Here is a 15605-nt window from a genome sequence, read left to right as displayed (position 1 = left end):
TATCTCCCGTTGTAAAGTGCTTTACGGGAATACTGCAAAGCCTGTGCCAAGTTGTTTTATTGTTGATTGTTAAGGATTTTTTGTATTGTTCGAGTGGTTTTGTAGGATTTGGCACAGGTCAGTTGCGCTGAGCTTGTCGTTAAGCAGACATACTGTTGTTGTAGACCGTGTGTGGCGGAAACATGGTGGCGATGTAATTGCTGACGGAATCTTCACGCTGTTTCCACACGCTGCTGGGTTTGGTGCTGGCAAAATCGGCAAGGGTGAGTTCGCCGAGAAAGTCGCGGATACGGCGGCTGAGTTCCACCCACCCTTGGGCAGCTTCCAGTCCGCGTGTATCGACGGTTGCGAGCACGCTTTCCAGCGTGTCCTCATCTGTCAGCGCGTGGGTGGCGTGGAGGATGTCGGCAATGCTGATTTGCGTGGCAGGGCGTGCCAGCCGATAGCCGCCGCCTACGCCGCGCAAGCCTTCTACCAGCCCGTGTTTGCGCAGGCCACTGAAGATGTGTTCCAGATACGAGGTGGAAATGCCCAGCGATTCGGAGAGTTCGGTGAGGCTGATGGGAGCGGCGTAGCGGTCAGTGGCAGCCAGTGACAGCATCGCGGTGATGGAGTGTTCGTCTTTGCGGGAAAGTCTCATGGGTTGTGTCCTTGTTGTGCCAGTTGGTAAAGGGCGCGAGCTTGTTGGGTGCATTGGGCGCGGATGTTGGGGTCGAGCCGTTCCAGCCAGCGGGTGGGGATATTGTCTATGCCGTACAGTGCGCCTGCCACCATGCCGAGGATTGCGCCGGTGGTGTCGGCATCGCCACCCCGGTTGACCACATCGACCAGTGCGGCTTCAAAGGTGTCGGTGCTGAACAGGGACTGGAACACGGCTTGCAGGGTATCAACGATGTAGCCGCTGGGGTTGTCGCGGCGGCGTTGGCGGTATTCAAATACGGGGTAACGTTGCACCAGTTCGTGCGCCAGCAATTCCAGTTCGACGCGGGGTTCACCGAGAATGGCGGCTTGCACCATCTGGATAATGCATTCTGTGCCCGCATCCGATACCGGGTTGTTGTGGGTGGTATGGGCTTGCAGGCGAGAGGCGGTTTGCACGTCAGTCCATGACGAATACAGGGTGACGAGGGCAACGGGCAGGCAGCGCATACACGCGCCATTGCCTGCGTCGTGCTCGCTTGCTGGCATGGTGGTTTGTCCAGTGCGGCGGAATTGCACGATGCCACGGCGCACGGTGTTGCCGATGTCTTTGGGTTTGCTGCGCATCCATTCGCTGAAGGCTTCCGCCACGCTGGTGGGGTCGACTTTGCCCGCAGCAAGGATGGCGTTGCCCAAAGCAAGGCTCATTTCGGTGTCGTCGGTAATGTCGCCCGCTTTGAGTTTCAGCCAACCGCCGCCAATCATGTGTTGGTGTGTGCCGTATTCGTGGCGGATTTCAGCCGGGGTCATGAATTCCACGGTTGCACCCAAGGCATCACCGATGGCAAGGCCGAGGTAGGCGGCTATTCCCCGAAACATGCGGCGTAATCCACACAGACTTCACAGGAAGGAGCGCGGCACACGTAGATGCCTTCGCCGACGCACATTTGCTTGTAGAGGAATTTTTTCCACTTCATGTCTTTGTCATTCCGTTCTGCGAGGGGACGGAAATTATCGTGCATGAGGGCAGATAAGTCTTTGCGCGACCACAATCCGAGGTCTTGCCAGAGGTGATCGTTGCCGGTGCAGCCAGCGCAAACGATTTCGGTCATCCAGCCCGCCATCGGTGAGGGTTGGCTGAGGTTTTGTTGTAACAAGATGCGCAAGTCATCGAGTTCCGGCAGACGTGAAAAGTCCAGCGATGCGACGTGGGCAGGTAGCGGTAATTGCGGCAAGGTCGGGAAATGGTATTCCATCATCGTGCGGAAAATGTCTAGTGGCAAACCGAGATGCAGCGGCATTGCACCTTGTCCGCACAATGCGGAGGCGTACATGGTTGCCAACAGGTGCTCGTTGGTTTCGCCACGGCGGTGCTGCATCAGGTGGGTGTAGTGGGTTTGTAAGAGATTGGGTGGTTTTGGCATGGCGGTCATCGCTATATCCTATCAATACGGTTTTTCCTAAATATGCAATAAACAAGCCAGTCGCCATGATTTTCATAAATCTTTGTAATGATTGTTTATTTTGTTAAATTCCCCAACGAACAATGTCGCACTTCTCACAACGTAGGGGCAACCGGCTGGTTGCCCTCTTCTCTGCAACATGGTGATTCAAACCTAAAGAGGGCGACCAGCCGGTCGCCCCTACGTTGGTTTTTTGGGGAGGTTCGGTAGAATGGTCGAATCTACCATTTATAAAAACAAGCCAATGTTACGTTACGATCCGACTATCCATCATCGACGTTCTATTCGTCTGAAAGGTTATGATTATTCACAACAGGGAGCTTATTTTCTCACACTCTGCGTTCAGCACAGGGAATGCTTATTTGGTGAAATTAGCGATGGAGTCATGCGTTTAAACGAGTTTGGCGAAATTGTTCTGACGGAATGGCAAGCGTCTGCCCATATTCGTACAGAAATAGAATTGGGCGAATTCGTGGTAATGCCCAATCACTTCCACGCTATCGTCTTCATCAACGTTGGGGCAACCGGCTCGTCGCCAATCCCCATCCTTAACACCAATATCTCTGTAAAAGGTCCCAAGTCCGCATCAATCGGTGCATTAATGTCTGGTTTTAAATCTAGTGTCACCAAGCAGATCAATGTGCTTCGCGCTACTCCTAGAGTACCCGTGTGGCAACGTAATTACTGGGAACATATTATTCGTGACGAACGTTCCATGCTGGAATTCAGCACTTATATTGAGAATAACCCGTTTCGATGGAAAGAGGATTCGTTGTTTGCGGTGCGATAGCGGAAATTGAGAGAGGATTGGAGGGGAGAGGGCAAGGAAGAAGAGGGCGACCGGCTGGTCGCCCTCCCCCCAGTCCCAACGTCAGTATCAATACTCGACCAAAACATCCTCATCACGCGGGATGAACTGGCAAGCCAGCCGCCATTTGCTCGGCAAATCATTAACGATCATGTCTTCCATCTCGCTCTTGGTGATTTTGCCGAGTTCCAGCAAGACGGTTTTTTCCTTTTCTTCCAGGTGATAGCCCATTGGCGCTTTGTCGCCCAGTTGCGTGACCTTGACCACGCAAGTGCCGCATTCGCCATCACCACAGGAAAACTGGATCGGAATCTTGTTGGTTTTGGCAATTTTCAGCACGGTTTCGGTGAAACTGCCTGCCACCGCATACACGGTTTTGTCCTTGTATTCGGGGCTGGAAAAAGTAATTAATGCCATGTTGTTCTCCTTGAATCAGGCGGGTTTAACTTTGCAGTCGCCGAGGATTTGCGCCTGACAAGCCAGACGGTTGTGACGACCAGCCATGTTTTCGCGCAGGACTTTTTCTTCCAGCACGGAAGGTTCGGTCAGGTTGTTCCAGCCTTCGGTGACTTCCATCATGCAAGTGCCGCAATCGCCTTCGCGGCAACCGTAGATAACGCCCGCACCGATCTTTTCAGAGATTTCGATAATGCGGGTTCCGGCGGGGACATTGACCGTTTGGTGAATGTCTTCAAAGGTGATTTTTGCCTTTGCCATGCTAATTTCCTTGAATCGTTAGTTAAAAAATTGTCTGGCGGCGCAGTTGTCAGGTGAGGTCACTGAATTCAATGACCCCGCGCTGCACTTCCTTGCCGACCAGAATGTTGGCTATTTCTCTACCCAACCCTGTGCATTCATCCAATTCTTCTTGTGTTGGAATCAATTTGACGCGCAACCCTTCGCGTGGGACGCGCATTTTCAAGCCACGCATCCGGTCTTCGACCATGCGCACGGCTTCGCCGCTCCAGCCATACGAGCCGAACGCTGCGCCGATCTTGCCCTTGAGATTCACCACCGCCAGTGACGAGAGCAGATCCCATACCGGCTTGACCGCATCGCCGTTGATGGTGGGGGAACCAAACAGCAGCGCGTCGGCGTCTTCAATCAAGTCAACGAAAGGTGCGACTTCGCCGCCTTCGAGGTCATACAGCGACACGCGCACGCCTTCGACTGTATCCGCGCCGCTGTAAATCGCTTCTGCCATGCGTGCCGTATTACCGTAGGAACTCATGTAGAAAATGATCAACGACTTGTTGGTGTCGCCGATTTCGCGACTAAGGGTGGAGGTGGAAAGCTCGCGGTAATGCGCCACGTAACGGCGTGGGCGTTCGCGCAAAATGGGGCCATGTGTTGGCGCGACTATTTTCATTTTCAGCGGCTCGATCAGCGCCAGCGCTTCCATGACCCACTGTTTGAACGGGCGCATGATGTGCGCGTAGTAGTAATCGAACGAAAAGCGGAAATCGCCCACCCGGTCGTTAAACAGGCGTACATCGCAGTAATGGCAGCCGAATACATCGCCAGAAAACAGCACCTGCTCCTCTTCCAGATAGGTGCATTGCGTATCCGGCCAGTGGAGGAATGGCGTGTGCAGGAAGCGCAAATGGCGGTCGCCAAGGCTTACCCGGTCATTGGTGGTGACGGTGGTGTATTCAAACGGCTCTTCGCGGTTGGGGCGCAATAACGCTTTTAGCATGGAGGTTGCCCGTGTGGAAATGTACAGTCGTGCTTGCGGGGCGCGGCGCATCAGTTCCGGCAACGCGCCGCTGTGGTCGGGTTCGAGGTGATTGAGCACGATCACCTTGATTTCGTCGTAACGCGCTACCGATTCCAGGCGGTGGAAAAATTCGTCCTCAAAGCCTTCTTTCACCGTGTCGATGATGGCGACACCTTCACTGCCGCGCACCAGATACGAGTTGTACGTCGTACCATTGGCGGTTTTGAGGATAATGTCGAAGGTGCGCAAGGTTGGGTCGAGTGCGCCGATCCAGTGGACACCGGGGGCGAATTCGACCGCTTCTTTCCATGTCGAGACGTTGAGTGGCGGGGTGTCAGCCATGACGGTTGCCTGCAAGACTCATGCTCAACAGCGCGGAATGGCGTTTGAGCAGGCAGTTGGGCAGGTTCGGGTAGGCGCGTTTTAGTGCCGGGTCGATCTGTCCGTGACGGCGGAAGGTCTGCAAGAATTTTAGTAAACGTGATGGCATGGCTGTGTCCTCGTGTGTTGAAAGGTTTTCCTCCGAACCGTTCCCCCCCTCCCTAACCCTCCCCCCGCAAGGGGTGGAGGGGATAAGAAAGAGGTACTTCTTCTCTCTCTTGCTCCCTTCCCCCCTTGCGGGGGAAGGGCTGGGGATGGGGGGATTCTTTCTTCTTTCCTATCTAGCTTGAATCTCCGCCTTAACCCGCTCCCACCGTTCCGGCGGAATCCCGGTTAGCGATCCCGGCGGATTCAGGGCTGCACCCTGACTGTCCACGATCACTTGTTCGACTGGGCAGATGCTGGCGCATTGTTTGTCGGCGTAGTCGCCGTCGCATTCGGTACATTTCTTGGCGTCGATCAGGAAATGCGGGATTGCGGCGTAAATGGCTTTGCTGGGGCAGAGCGGTTCGCACGCCCAGCAGTTCACGCAGCCGTCAACGATTTGTAATGCCATGATGCAGCTCCTTACGCGGTGGCGCGTTGCTTGGTTTCCGGTTTCTTGTCGAGCAAGCCTTTTTCGCCCATTTCCTTGTAGACGGCAGCAACCGCGTCTTCGATGGCTTCCAGTGCGTGTTCACCGTTGGGCATGATTCCGGCTTCTTCCAGCATTCCCCACGGCTCGTAGCCGATCTTGGAACACAGCACCACTTCGCAGCCTTTCAGGGCGTTGATGGTTTTTTGCAGCACACTTTCGCCGTCGCCGCAGGTGTCATCGCCGCTGCAATACAGGTCAGTTTTGCGGTGGCTGATGAAGCGCACGTCGTGGGCGTTGGCTTCGTAGATCAGGAATTCACGTGCATGACCGAAGTGCTGGTTGATGATGCCGCCGCCAGAGGTGGCGATTGCCATCAGTACCGGGCGGGATTCCTTTTTCGGAATGCTTAAGCTGGACAGCGAGATGAAGGTTTCATTTTTCTTCTGCTGTTTGGCGGCGAGGGTGGCTTCGATGGCGGCGTGGACTTCGGCGCGTTTGACCATCGCGGCGGCGTAGTCGACATCCACGGCTTCGATCTTGTCCATCGTGAATTCGTCACCACGGTCTTCGCCCAGCATCCCGACCGCATCGGCGCGGCATTGGCGGCAGTGGCGCATCATGTTCATGTCGCCGGAACAGGCATCTTGCAGTTCTTGCAATTCGTCGTGGGTCGGGCCGCGTTGCCCCATTACGCCGTAGAACGTGCCGTGTTCGGCTTCGGCAATCAGTGGCATGACGTTGTGCAGGAATGCGCCTTTGGCTTTGACCGCCTTGCTGACTTCTTCCAGATGCTTGTCGTTAACACCGGGGATCATCACCGAGTTGACCTTGACCAAAATGCCGCGATCGACCAGCATTTGCAGCCCTTTTTGCTGCTGCTTGATGAGGATTTCTGCACCTTTACGCCCGTAAACACGGCGGTTTTTCCAGAAAATCCACGGGTAAATCTGTGCGCCGATGTCGGGGTCAACGCAGTTGATGGTCATGGTTACGTGGTCGATATTGTGCTGGCAGAGTTCGTCGACCAGTTCCGGCAATGCCAGACCGTTGGTAGAGACGCAGAGTTTGATGTCCGGTGCTTTTTCGGTCAGTTGGCGGAAGGTGTCGAAGGTGCGTTCCGGGTTGGCGAGCGGGTCGCCGGGGCCTGCGATGCCCAGCACGGTCATTTGCGGGATATTCGCCGCCACGGTCATGACCTTTTTCACCGCCTGATCGGGGGTGAGCAGTTCGGAAACTACGCCGGGGCGCGATTCGTTGGAACAGTCGTATTTGCGGTTGCAATAGTGGCACTGGATGTTGCAGGCCGGGGCAACCGCAACGTGCATCCGGGCGTAATGGTGGTGTGCCTCTTCGGAGTAGCACGGGTGGTTATGCACCTTGGCGCGGATGTGTTCCGGCAGGTGGTTCAATTGGTCGTCGTTGCTCCCGCAACCGCTGGAGGCGCAGCCTCCGGCAGAGATTTCGGTTTGGCTTTGCCCTAAAACAGTCAGTTCCATGCGTATTCTCCGTGACGAAATGGGTTTCGTGAGGGTGTTTGCATGGGTAGTTCAATTTGCGTGCCAAGTGGTGGTTATTGGTAATTTTTCTTTTATTTACAGATGGTTGGGGTTTTGTTGTTGGGTGTGCGACAAAGGGGTTTGAGGGGGAATGTCGGGAATGTGATGTAGGGAAAGCGACAGATATTTATAGGGAATGATTCCTAAAAAAATTATTTTGTGGTAATTTCAATCATCACAAAATTGTTCGGATATATGAAATGCTTAGATCACTAAGATTAAGAAACTTAAGAAGTTTTGCTAATTTTGACTCTGCTCCTTTCGTTGACCTAAAGCCATTAACTGTTTTGGTCGGGAAAAATAGCAGTGGTAAAAGTTCATTTCTTAGATCATTACCCTTATTAAGGCAGTCTGTCGAAACAAAAACAACAGGCCCAGTTCTTTGGTATGGCTCACATGTTGACTTTGGAGCATATTCAGAGGCAAAGAATAAAAATAGCACAGATGACATCATTTACTTTGATTTTTTGTTAAGTTTAGATGTAAATGGGAGACGGCCTTTTTTCCAAAGAAGAATGTTTATTAACAAAAAAAGCGCAAGTGATTCTTTTGAAGTAAAACTTGAAGTTGGAATCACTCAACTCCAAGAAAAAACCGTTGCTAAACTAATTAAAGTCGTATTTGGTCATGATTCCTTTGTGTTCTCTTTTGAAAATAATGGTAAATTTTCACTTATCATTAATGACAACGAGAAGGTTCCAACAGATGAGTTAGTTTATCAATCTGGGGATGGGTTTTTACCTATATTTAATCGAGCCCCCAATAAAAAAGATGAAGATGTATTTTACGGGGCTAGCTCATTTGGCGTATATTGGGAGAATTTTTTAATTGACCGTTATTTCGAAAAAGTGAGAAAATATTTCTGGCATACCACATCAATTTACACCATAAAGGCAGGATTAAGAAAAATAGGCTATTGTAACAGAAGAAATATTTTTAACTTGCTAAAATCAATTTTTAGTGAAAATATAGTTTTTTCTCGGTTATTGAATCAAAATAGAAAAGAAGTATGCGATCTATTCTATGAATTCTCCATAAGAAATAATATTTTTGATATTTTATCCTTAGCTAACCATGAGCTTGAAAGTGTTTTTAGGGGGGTGCGTTATATTAAACCATTAAGGGCGACTGCCGAGAGATAAGTAACTAGCTAGAAGTTTCCACGTATAAGATCCTGCTGGTGTAAACTGGTAGTTTGTCACTTAAGAATGTCCGCACCGATGAAATTTGCCCAGCCGATCCCTGAAGAAATCCGCGTGACCTTGCAGGAAATGTATATGAACCACCCTACATTCCGCTGTCGTCAACGTGCGCAAGCAATTTTGTTGAGTACACGCGGCTTTACCCTTGCGGAACTGTGGTCAATCTTGGATGTACGGCGCGATGCCATCAGTGAGTGGCTCGACCGCTGGGAACATGAAGGGCTGCTGGGACTTTACGACCGTCCCCGCTCTGGTTGCCCCCGGATATACACAGAAGCTGAAGTAGCGTTGTTGAAAACCCTAGTGGACGAAGAGCCACGCCAAATCAAGACGGCTCAAACCAAACTGGCTGATCTAACCCAGAAAGTAGCCAGTACCAGCACCTTGAAACGCCTGTTAAAAAAAAGTTCCACTACCTCTGGAAGCGGATGCGTAACTCATTGAAAGATAAACGTGACCCCGTGGCTTTCAAGCGTGAGCAGGAAATTCAAGCATTACTCCACCAGCAAGCGGCGGCTGGCAAGTTGCTTATTTACTACTTCGATGGTTCAGGTTTTACCACAACTCCTTGCGTCCCTTACGGGTGGCAGAAACGGGGGAAACACGCAGGCTACTCACAGCTCAGAGCAAACGCTTGAATGTCTTGGGTTTTATGAGCCTAGACAACGATAGTTTTTTCCACACGGTGGAAGGGCGCGTTGACTCACAAGCTGCCATCGCCGCCTTTAATGCCTTTGCTGACCGTTATGCCGAAGAATTTGCACAAACAAAAATACCTTGCTTGGTTATTCTGGATAACGCCCCGATACAAACCAGCAAAGCCTTTCTTGGTAAACGTGAAGATTGGATGTTGGCGGGAATTTGCTTACATTTTTTGCCAACCTACAGCCCTGAACTCAATCCTATCGAAATACTCTGGCGAAAAATCAAATATGAATGGTTGCCGCTGGATGCCTATAAAAGCTACAAGGACATGAAGGAACTGGTGTTAGCTATACTGGCTGGCTTTGGCGAAAAATACACGATAACTTTTGGATAATTACTTATTATCGACACCAAGACTTGCAAATTGATGAAATTGATCCATCAGGTTCTAATCTCGCTGTTCTTCTTAAGTCACTCACTGAATATGAAAAAAAGAGCTTTTCTAGATGGACAAAAGAAAACTTTGGTTTTTTTGTTTGGGTGGAAAGCGTTGGCTTGCATTATTCAATTAAAATAGAATCCGAAACAGACAACCAAGAATATAATATTAATGATATGGGCTTTGGATATTCTCAGGTTCTTCCCATAATTGCTTCACTATGGTTGGAAATATTCAAAAGAAATAAAAAAGGCAAATATATAATATTTGTTATTGAGCAGCCAGAACTGCATTTGCATCCTGAATATCAGGCGAAATTATCAATATTATTTTCGAGAATAGTAACTATTGCCAAAGATAAAGGGTTAGGTCTTAGAATAATTTTTGAAACACACAGTAAAACTATGGTGGATACTTTAGGTGACTGTATAGAAGATAAAATTATTGAAAAAGATGATGTTAATATCGTACTTTTCCAGAAAGAAAGTAACCAAGGAACAGTTATAAGCTTTTCTGATTTTGATGAGCAAGGATATTTGAATCACTGGCCTGTTGGTTTTTTTTCTGGGAGACTCTGATGATTTTTTCAGTGAAAAATTGCAGCCCTAGTCAATACGGTGATGAGAGCAATGAATTTCGTGCTTTGTCAAATTTATTGAGGTCGCATGGCGATAGAAATAATTTGGTATTTTTTGATAAGAATACTATAAGAGACATAATTAATAGTCCGATGTTTTGTAAAATTGATCGGTGTATTGCTGTTGATATATTTGATACTATGTCTGAATATCAACAGCTTTTGAATTTATTTGACATTATTGTGGAGATCGATTTTTGTTACTCAGGGTGTAACATCATCAGCCAGGGAGATAAGAGTGTAATTAAATTGGATACCTCGTATTTCAATTTATTCACCAGTGTTAATCCGGTTGTATTTCTGGCTGAAAACTCTTTGGATATAGATGTTTACTTAAAGATGGGAGGATTCTATGTAAAAGAATATGGTATTAATACAAGGATAACTTTTGATGGTCGCAGTGGCGGAGGAAGCCAAGTTAAAAGAATATATGACTCATTGAAAAATAGTGATTTATTTTGTCTTTGTATAGTTGATAACGACAAGAAACATCCATCAGGCTCCGAAGGAAGTACTTCGGCACAATTTTCAATTCATGATCGGGGTTTGAATGGAAAAACATTTGTTAAAATACTAGATGTGCATGAAATCGAATGTCTGTTGCCATTAAATATTATAGAAACTGTTCTGCGAGAAGAAAATTATTCATCTGAGTATATTGATAACTATGACTTGCTTGCTCGCATTGCTCGCAACAATCCTGAACTAAGATTGTTTCTCGACCATAAAAATGGGATTTCCTTAAAGAAAGCAATTGAATTGGATTCAGTGTATGGTCCTTTTTATTTAGATGCATTCAATCACTATAATGGATTTAAAAACAAAGACTGTATATCTGAAAAAGAGTGTTCAGACTGTGGAAATTGTTTAGAAGTCAAAGGATTTGGTGAAAATTTATTAAAAAACTTCGTTAAGCATATTAATGAGGTTAATATTAAAGCATTGAATGTTGATAAGGGGGGTTATCCATATTGGATAGAAATAGGAAAGTTAGTTGCTAATTGGGGGTGTGCGTTTCCAAGTAGAAAAGCACGTTCCTAGTTACATTGCCATTCCCTTTGATCTGAGACTGTAAACTGAACTGTGTAACTGCTATATAACGTGAATCCCAAGAAGGAGCAGTAACATGGAACGCCTCGACCCGAAACTCATGGATGACTTACTCAGCGATTGCAAAACGCCTGCTGATGTCAAAAACCTTTACAGCCAGCTCTTGCAGCGGATGATCAACCGCAGCTTGGAAGCCGAATTGGATGTGCACCTAAACTACGACAAGGGTGAGCGTAGCGAAGCCGGGCAACGGCGCAGCAATACCCGTAACGGCAAAGGCAACAAGACCATCAAAGGCGAATTTGGTGAGTTGCAGGTAGAGACACCGCGTGACCGTGATGGCAGCTTTGAGCCGAAGTTGATACAAAAACGCCAAATACGGTTAGCAGGGATGGAAGAACACATCCTGACGCTGTACGCCAAAGGCATGACCACCCGCGACATCGAAGACACGATCAAACGCCTGTACGGGGTGGACATCTCGCATACGCTGATCGCGGAAGTAACCGAAGCCGTTCAGGGCGAAGCTAAAGCGTGGCAGACGCGAGCACTGGATAATATCTACCCGATTGTCTGGCTCGATGGGATTGTCGTTAAAGTTCAACAAGATAAGCAGGTCATCAATAAATCAGCCCATGTGGTATTGGCGGTCAACTTACGCGGTGAAAAGGACGTGTTGGGCATCTGGTTGGCAGAAAATGAAGGTGCCAAGTTCTGGTTATCGGTCTTGACGGAACTACGCCACCGGGGCGTACAAGACATCTACGTGGCGTGCATGGATGGCTTAAACGGCTTGCCTGAAGCCGTCAACGCGGTCTTCCCCAAAACGCTGACCCAGTTGTGCATGGTACACATGGTTCGCGCCAGCTTGCGCTACGTCACCGCCAAGGATACCAAAGGTGTGGTCGCTGCCCTCAAGCGCATTTACCAGTCCAGCACTGCTGAAGAAGCCGAACACGAACTGGAAGCCCTCGACACCGAATGGGGTAACAAATACAAAGCAGTCGTGCGTCTATGGCGCGGTAACTGGGCGAATGTCATCCCGTTTTTCCAGTTCCAGCCGGAGATCCGCAAAGTGATTTACACCACCAATGCGATTGAATCCCTGAACATGAGTTTGCGCAAGTTTACCCGCAACCGGCGCATCTTTCCCAATGACAGTTCAGCCCTCAAAAGCCTGTATTTGGCGGTACGCGAAGCCTCGCAAAAGTGGTCGGTCATTCACCACTGGAAACCCGCTTTGCAGACTTTTTTACTTATGTTCGGTGAAGAGCGGGTTCCGCTCTCCGCCCTATGAAAAACGTGTTACACAGTTTATTTGACAGACTCTTTGATCTGGATGTCAAGATCCGCGTAGTCGTGGTGGTTCATGTCTACCGCGACGTTATCCACATTATTTCTGCTCGCAAGGCAGACCCCAAAGAACGCACGCAATTTTCAGGTGGCACATGAAAGAACAGTACGATGTTAGCGGCGGCAAACGCGGCGCAGTCATCAAGACCAACAAAGAAAAAATCACCATCCGGCTTGATCCTGACGTGGTTGACTGGTTTCGGAAACAGGTGGAAGGCGGTAGCAATTACCAAAGCTTGATCAACGAAGCATTGAAGGCACAAAAGCGTAGCAGTAAAACCCGAATTCCTAAAGCAGCTATAATAGGTGTGTTACCTGTTTACTAGGAGACAAACATGCCCAAGGTGATCTCATCAGAAGCACAAAATCAGTTCGACACGTTGCTGAAAGATACACAAGGTTTACAAGATCAAAATGCCGCCGCTTGGTATGAAAACTACTGCAAGCGTCATGCAAGCAACCCGCGTACTGCCGATTTGACCGACGAAGATGTGAACAGATTGGTGCATGAGCTGCGTTTAATCCCTTGACCCGTCTACCACTTCACCCTTTAGCCTACCCCTGTTCCAATCAACAACAGGAATGCATTATGCCAAACACCAACATGACCAAAACCCAGTGGGTCGAGCTGTTCCGTGAAACCGGCTTGGACGAGGCGACGATCCGCCAGCATTCCCGCCGCTAAAACGCTTCCGTCCAAAGAACGGGCGAGGATACTGCACCCCGGACTATACTCAAGGTGTACAAACACGATAAAGATAAGAGGTGACATTATGAGCAACGAACTGGTGCAGGTGAAAACCTATCATGTCGAAGGTGACGGCATCACCCTGTATTTCCTTGGGGATGACCCCGCCGCGCCGGAGCTGACGTACAACGATGCGCAAGGCGAACGTAAGTTTTCCGGGAAGGACATTTCCCTGCAAGAAACGCCCACCGGGTTGATGGTTTCTGTGATGATGGAGACGATCCCCGATTTGCGCACTGTAGTCTTGTCACTGGCACTCCCCGCCGCTAACAGGCCAGCCGATATGCGTTCGGTCATGCTGAAAACCTTCGCGGTGCGCACCACCAACCACACTACCATTGCCGGGCCGGACATCATCGAAGGCGCGACCCAAACCTACGAGGTTTTTGTGTTGGACGGGAATGCTTGGTAAGGGTCATGTTGCCTTTACCGTCGCGGGTGACGTTTCAGCCATTGCAGAATAAAAGCCGCAATAGTGTCGGGTTGGTTGAGGTCGAGTTTAGCGAGGTGCGGTGGCAGATCAAGCGTCAGGTCATCGGTTGCCACTGCCAGCACGCTGCTATCGTCAGGGTACAGCAACGGTTTGCCGACACTGGGGCGATGCACTTCAATCTTGGGAATCGTGGTGTGTTTAAAGCCTTCCACCAGCACCAAATCGGCGCAATCGCAGTTGATGAAACGCAGCACATCCGCTAATTCGGGTTCGCGTTGGGTTTTGCATTCCTGCATGATCGCGATGCGTTTGCGCGATGCCAGCAACACCTGATCCGCCCCCGCTTCACGAAAACGGTAGGTATCTTTACCCGGCGTATCCAGCTCAATTTGGTGATGCCCGTGCTTAATCACGGTTATCTGCAAACCCGCCGCTTTCAGGTGTTTGATTAAATGCGTCATTAAGGTAGTTTTACCCGCCCCACTCCATGCGCATAACCCCAAAATCGCCAAATCCGCCGTGCGTTGATCAGTGACTGGCGCATTGACTGGCGTTTGTTCCATCGCCGTTTGCTGCGCCGGAGTATTGATATTGCGGAACATGGTGCGGTAATCGCTGAAATCCACCATCGCCACCCGATGTTGGGCATACCACAAGTCGATTTTACGGTCGCCATTAGCCAGAAACGCCTGCAAACTCGGCAATAAACTTACCGGAATCAGTGCGTGTACCGGCTGTAAACGTTCGCCATCATGCGCCACCGCCAATTCCGCTGACTCACGCTGCAAAGCTTGCCATAAACGCGCGGCGGTATCCGGCGCAATCACTGGCGCATCACACGGCACAATCAGTACATAAGGCGTGGTAGCGTGTTGCATCGCAGCGGCAAAACCTGCCAACGGGCCTTGATAACCACTCAATTCATCGCTGATAACCGGGTGCTGGTATTGCTGGTAACGGGCTTGATTGCGGTTGGCACTGATTAAGATCGCATCAACTTGCGGTCGCAACGCATCCAACAAGTGCTCCACCAACGGACGACCTTGCAATACCAACAAGCCTTTATCCAGCCCGCCCATCCGACTGCCTTGACCACCCGCCAAAATCACACCCGTAATAAGCTTGCCCGTATTCGTCATCATGGTGAATCCGTTCCTAAAAGGGGGTAGTTTCCTTTCCAAGGCGGGCTGTGTAAAGTGGTCATTTGGGATGCGGTGCAGGTGGGGAATGCCAATGCTATAATCAACCTTCAGTTCACAGGCAACCGGGATCAGTATGGAACAAGCCGCACCCGCTCCGCGCATGATCAGGAAGGTGGTATGCATCACCACCAATAAAGACCAACCGTCTGACTACCAGTATTGGGTTACGCGCCCGGTTGCAGAACGCATTGATGCCATTGAAATGCTCCGCCAATCTTATTTGAGTTTCCGTAAAGATGTTCCACCGCGACTTCAAAGAGTTTATCGAGTTACTGAACAATCACGGGGTTGAATACCTGTTGGTTGGCGGCTATGCGCTCGGTATTCACGGCTATCCGCGCTATACCGGCGACATGGATATTTGGGTCAAGCCTGAGCAGGTCAATGCCGAAAAGGTCATGGCGGTGTTGGAGGCGTTTGGCTTCGGCGAACTTGATTTGAGTACCGACGATTTCACCAAGCTGGGTAATGTCATCCAGCTTGGCTACCCGCCCTTGCGCATTGATCTGCTCACCCAACCGGATGGAGTGGATTTCTCCAGCAGTTATTCCCAACGTTTGGATGTGGAATATGGTGGTCTGACTGTTCACGTCATCAGTCTTGAGGATTTCAAGAAAAACAAGGCGGCGAGTGGTAGGCCGAAAGATCTTGAGGATTTGCGTAATCTGACATAATAGACAGCGTGTGTAAGTTGCTGAATACTTTTCCTATCCGTGCCAAAATGCCCGCATCTTTCCTAACCACAAAGCCGGGCT

General features: G+C 49.6%; 22 protein-coding genes. 12 read left to right on the top strand and 10 right to left on the bottom strand.

Going from position 1 to position 15605, the window contains the following annotated elements:
- Window positions 1-139: 139 nt before the first annotated feature.
- Genes J9260_RS05650 through J9260_RS05640 form a run of 3 tightly spaced genes read right to left on the bottom strand, consistent with a single transcriptional unit; the run spans window position 140 to window position 2072 of the window.
- Window positions 140-640 (bottom strand): Rrf2 family transcriptional regulator, encoded by a 501-nt coding sequence (locus tag J9260_RS05650; protein ID WP_210220051.1) that lies wholly within the window; start codon window positions 638-640, stop codon window positions 140-142.
- Window positions 637-1518: an ADP-ribosyl-[dinitrogen reductase] hydrolase gene (gene draG / locus J9260_RS05645; RefSeq protein ID WP_210220050.1), complete on the bottom strand. Its 882-nt coding sequence runs from the start codon at window positions 1516-1518 to the stop codon at window positions 637-639. Before draG ends, J9260_RS05650 begins: the two co-directional genes overlap by 4 nt.
- Window positions 1503-2072, bottom strand: coding sequence for a nitrogen fixation protein NifQ (locus J9260_RS05640; RefSeq protein ID WP_210220049.1), 570 nt, complete (start codon window positions 2070-2072; stop codon window positions 1503-1505). The genes draG and J9260_RS05640 overlap by 16 nt, the downstream gene beginning before the upstream one ends.
- Window positions 2073-2313: 241 nt before the next feature.
- On the opposite strand from J9260_RS05640, the gene J9260_RS05635 reads away from it, so the two are divergent.
- A complete protein-coding gene (locus J9260_RS05635; protein WP_210220048.1) occupies window positions 2314-2892 on the top strand; it encodes a transposase in 579 nt (192 codons plus the stop codon).
- Between the two features lie 87 nt (window positions 2893-2979).
- Here the strand turns inward: J9260_RS05635 and J9260_RS05630 are convergent, their stop codons facing one another.
- From J9260_RS05630 to nifB, 6 genes are all read right to left on the bottom strand, one after another.
- Window positions 2980-3327 (bottom strand): 2Fe-2S iron-sulfur cluster-binding protein, encoded by a 348-nt coding sequence (locus J9260_RS05630; protein WP_093067966.1) that lies wholly within the window; start codon window positions 3325-3327, stop codon window positions 2980-2982.
- A 15-nt stretch (window positions 3328-3342) separates the two neighbouring features.
- A complete protein-coding gene (locus tag J9260_RS05625) occupies window positions 3343-3627 on the bottom strand; it encodes a 2Fe-2S iron-sulfur cluster-binding protein (RefSeq protein ID WP_202715900.1) in 285 nt (94 codons plus the stop codon).
- A gap of 49 nt (window positions 3628-3676) precedes the next feature.
- Window positions 3677-4969 (bottom strand): FprA family A-type flavoprotein, encoded by a 1293-nt coding sequence (locus J9260_RS05620; protein ID WP_210220047.1) that lies wholly within the window; start codon window positions 4967-4969, stop codon window positions 3677-3679.
- A complete protein-coding gene (locus J9260_RS05615) occupies window positions 4962-5117 on the bottom strand; it encodes a hypothetical protein (RefSeq protein WP_210220046.1) in 156 nt (51 codons plus the stop codon). Before J9260_RS05615 ends, J9260_RS05620 begins: the two co-directional genes overlap by 8 nt.
- A 168-nt stretch (window positions 5118-5285) precedes the next feature.
- Window positions 5286-5564: a 4Fe-4S dicluster domain-containing protein gene (locus J9260_RS05610; RefSeq protein ID WP_210220045.1), complete on the bottom strand. Its 279-nt coding sequence runs from the start codon at window positions 5562-5564 to the stop codon at window positions 5286-5288.
- Window positions 5565-5575: 11 nt separating this feature from the next.
- Entirely contained in the window at window positions 5576-7081 is a 1506-nt protein-coding gene (nifB, locus tag J9260_RS05605; protein WP_210220044.1) for a nitrogenase cofactor biosynthesis protein NifB, read from the bottom strand.
- 260 nt (window positions 7082-7341) lie between these two features.
- Between nifB and J9260_RS05600 the strand changes: the two genes are divergently transcribed.
- From J9260_RS05600 to J9260_RS05555, 10 genes are all read left to right on the top strand, one after another.
- Window positions 7342-8283, top strand: coding sequence for an AAA family ATPase (locus tag J9260_RS05600; protein ID WP_210220043.1), 942 nt, complete (start codon window positions 7342-7344; stop codon window positions 8281-8283).
- A gap of 78 nt (window positions 8284-8361) precedes the next feature.
- Complete coding sequence (locus tag J9260_RS05595) at window positions 8362-8787, top strand: helix-turn-helix domain-containing protein (protein ID WP_210217478.1); 426 nt, start codon at window positions 8362-8364, stop codon at window positions 8785-8787.
- Between the two features lie 139 nt (window positions 8788-8926).
- Entirely contained in the window at window positions 8927-9382 is a 456-nt protein-coding gene (locus tag J9260_RS05590) for a transposase (protein ID WP_210217479.1), read from the top strand.
- A gap of 23 nt (window positions 9383-9405) precedes the next feature.
- Entirely contained in the window at window positions 9406-10005 is a 600-nt protein-coding gene (locus J9260_RS05585; RefSeq protein WP_210220042.1) for an AAA family ATPase, read from the top strand.
- Window positions 10005-11105 carry a hypothetical protein gene (locus J9260_RS05580; RefSeq protein ID WP_210220041.1) on the top strand — a complete coding sequence of 367 codons (1101 nt, stop codon included), beginning with the start codon at window positions 10005-10007 and terminating at the stop codon, window positions 11103-11105. The genes J9260_RS05585 and J9260_RS05580 overlap by 1 nt, the downstream gene beginning before the upstream one ends.
- Before the next feature lie 85 nt (window positions 11106-11190).
- Window positions 11191-12411: an IS256 family transposase gene (locus J9260_RS05575; RefSeq protein ID WP_210217517.1), complete on the top strand. Its 1221-nt coding sequence runs from the start codon at window positions 11191-11193 to the stop codon at window positions 12409-12411.
- Window positions 12408-12566 carry a BrnT family toxin gene (locus J9260_RS05570; RefSeq protein ID WP_210220040.1) on the top strand — a complete coding sequence of 53 codons (159 nt, stop codon included), beginning with the start codon at window positions 12408-12410 and terminating at the stop codon, window positions 12564-12566. Before J9260_RS05575 ends, J9260_RS05570 begins: the two co-directional genes overlap by 4 nt.
- Window positions 12563-12793 carry a BrnA antitoxin family protein gene (locus tag J9260_RS05565; RefSeq protein ID WP_210220039.1) on the top strand — a complete coding sequence of 77 codons (231 nt, stop codon included), beginning with the start codon at window positions 12563-12565 and terminating at the stop codon, window positions 12791-12793. Before J9260_RS05570 ends, J9260_RS05565 begins: the two co-directional genes overlap by 4 nt.
- A gap of 9 nt (window positions 12794-12802) precedes the next feature.
- On the top strand, window positions 12803-12997 hold the full coding sequence (locus tag J9260_RS05560; RefSeq protein ID WP_210220038.1) for a hypothetical protein: 195 nt from the start codon (window positions 12803-12805) through the stop codon (window positions 12995-12997).
- Window positions 12998-13240: 243 nt separating this feature from the next.
- Window positions 13241-13627, top strand: coding sequence for a hypothetical protein (locus J9260_RS05555; protein ID WP_210220037.1), 387 nt, complete (start codon window positions 13241-13243; stop codon window positions 13625-13627).
- A 14-nt stretch (window positions 13628-13641) separates the two neighbouring features.
- Here the strand turns inward: J9260_RS05555 and mobA are convergent, their stop codons facing one another.
- Entirely contained in the window at window positions 13642-14790 is a 1149-nt protein-coding gene (gene mobA / locus J9260_RS05550; protein WP_246499652.1) for a molybdenum cofactor guanylyltransferase MobA, read from the bottom strand.
- A 296-nt stretch (window positions 14791-15086) separates the two neighbouring features.
- On the opposite strand from mobA, the gene J9260_RS05545 reads away from it, so the two are divergent.
- Window positions 15087-15524: a nucleotidyltransferase gene (locus tag J9260_RS05545; protein WP_093068666.1), complete on the top strand. Its 438-nt coding sequence runs from the start codon at window positions 15087-15089 to the stop codon at window positions 15522-15524.
- Window positions 15525-15605 lie beyond the last annotated feature (81 nt).

This window comes from Thiothrix unzii (assembly GCF_017901175.1).
Classification (GTDB): domain Bacteria; phylum Pseudomonadota; class Gammaproteobacteria; order Thiotrichales; family Thiotrichaceae; genus Thiothrix; species Thiothrix unzii.
This window is presented reverse-complemented; position numbering and strand designations above follow the sequence as displayed.

What these genes read in the sequence shown, in the direction of transcription:
- J9260_RS05650 (WP_210220051.1), bottom strand. Translation starts at nt 640, where the DNA reads ATGAGACTTTCCCGCAAAGACGAACACTCCATCACCGCGATGCTGTCA.
- draG (WP_210220050.1), bottom strand. Translation starts at nt 1,518, where the DNA reads ATGTTTCGGGGAATAGCCGCCTACCTCGGCCTTGCCATCGGTGATGCC.
- J9260_RS05640 (WP_210220049.1), bottom strand. Translation starts at nt 2,072, where the DNA reads ATGACCGCCATGCCAAAACCACCCAATCTCTTACAAACCCACTACACC.
- J9260_RS05635 (WP_210220048.1), top strand. Translation starts at nt 2,314, where the DNA reads ATGGTCGAATCTACCATTTATAAAAACAAGCCAATGTTACGTTACGAT.
- J9260_RS05630 (WP_093067966.1), bottom strand. Translation starts at nt 3,327, where the DNA reads ATGGCATTAATTACTTTTTCCAGCCCCGAATACAAGGACAAAACCGTG.
- J9260_RS05625 (WP_202715900.1), bottom strand. Translation starts at nt 3,627, where the DNA reads ATGGCAAAGGCAAAAATCACCTTTGAAGACATTCACCAAACGGTCAAT.
- J9260_RS05620 (WP_210220047.1), bottom strand. Translation starts at nt 4,969, where the DNA reads ATGGCTGACACCCCGCCACTCAACGTCTCGACATGGAAAGAAGCGGTC.
- J9260_RS05615 (WP_210220046.1), bottom strand. Translation starts at nt 5,117, where the DNA reads ATGCCATCACGTTTACTAAAATTCTTGCAGACCTTCCGCCGTCACGGA.
- J9260_RS05610 (WP_210220045.1), bottom strand. Translation starts at nt 5,564, where the DNA reads ATGGCATTACAAATCGTTGACGGCTGCGTGAACTGCTGGGCGTGCGAA.
- nifB (WP_210220044.1), bottom strand. Translation starts at nt 7,081, where the DNA reads ATGGAACTGACTGTTTTAGGGCAAAGCCAAACCGAAATCTCTGCCGGA.
- J9260_RS05600 (WP_210220043.1), top strand. Translation starts at nt 7,342, where the DNA reads ATGCTTAGATCACTAAGATTAAGAAACTTAAGAAGTTTTGCTAATTTT.
- J9260_RS05595 (WP_210217478.1), top strand. Translation starts at nt 8,362, where the DNA reads ATGAAATTTGCCCAGCCGATCCCTGAAGAAATCCGCGTGACCTTGCAG.
- J9260_RS05580 (WP_210220041.1), top strand. Translation starts at nt 10,005, where the DNA reads ATGATTTTTTCAGTGAAAAATTGCAGCCCTAGTCAATACGGTGATGAG.
- J9260_RS05575 (WP_210217517.1), top strand. Translation starts at nt 11,191, where the DNA reads ATGGAACGCCTCGACCCGAAACTCATGGATGACTTACTCAGCGATTGC.
- J9260_RS05570 (WP_210220040.1), top strand. Translation starts at nt 12,408, where the DNA reads ATGAAAAACGTGTTACACAGTTTATTTGACAGACTCTTTGATCTGGAT.
- J9260_RS05565 (WP_210220039.1), top strand. Translation starts at nt 12,563, where the DNA reads ATGAAAGAACAGTACGATGTTAGCGGCGGCAAACGCGGCGCAGTCATC.
- J9260_RS05560 (WP_210220038.1), top strand. Translation starts at nt 12,803, where the DNA reads ATGCCCAAGGTGATCTCATCAGAAGCACAAAATCAGTTCGACACGTTG.
- J9260_RS05555 (WP_210220037.1), top strand. Translation starts at nt 13,241, where the DNA reads ATGAGCAACGAACTGGTGCAGGTGAAAACCTATCATGTCGAAGGTGAC.
- mobA (WP_246499652.1), bottom strand. Translation starts at nt 14,790, where the DNA reads ATGATGACGAATACGGGCAAGCTTATTACGGGTGTGATTTTGGCGGGT.
- J9260_RS05545 (WP_093068666.1), top strand. Translation starts at nt 15,087, where the DNA reads ATGTTCCACCGCGACTTCAAAGAGTTTATCGAGTTACTGAACAATCAC.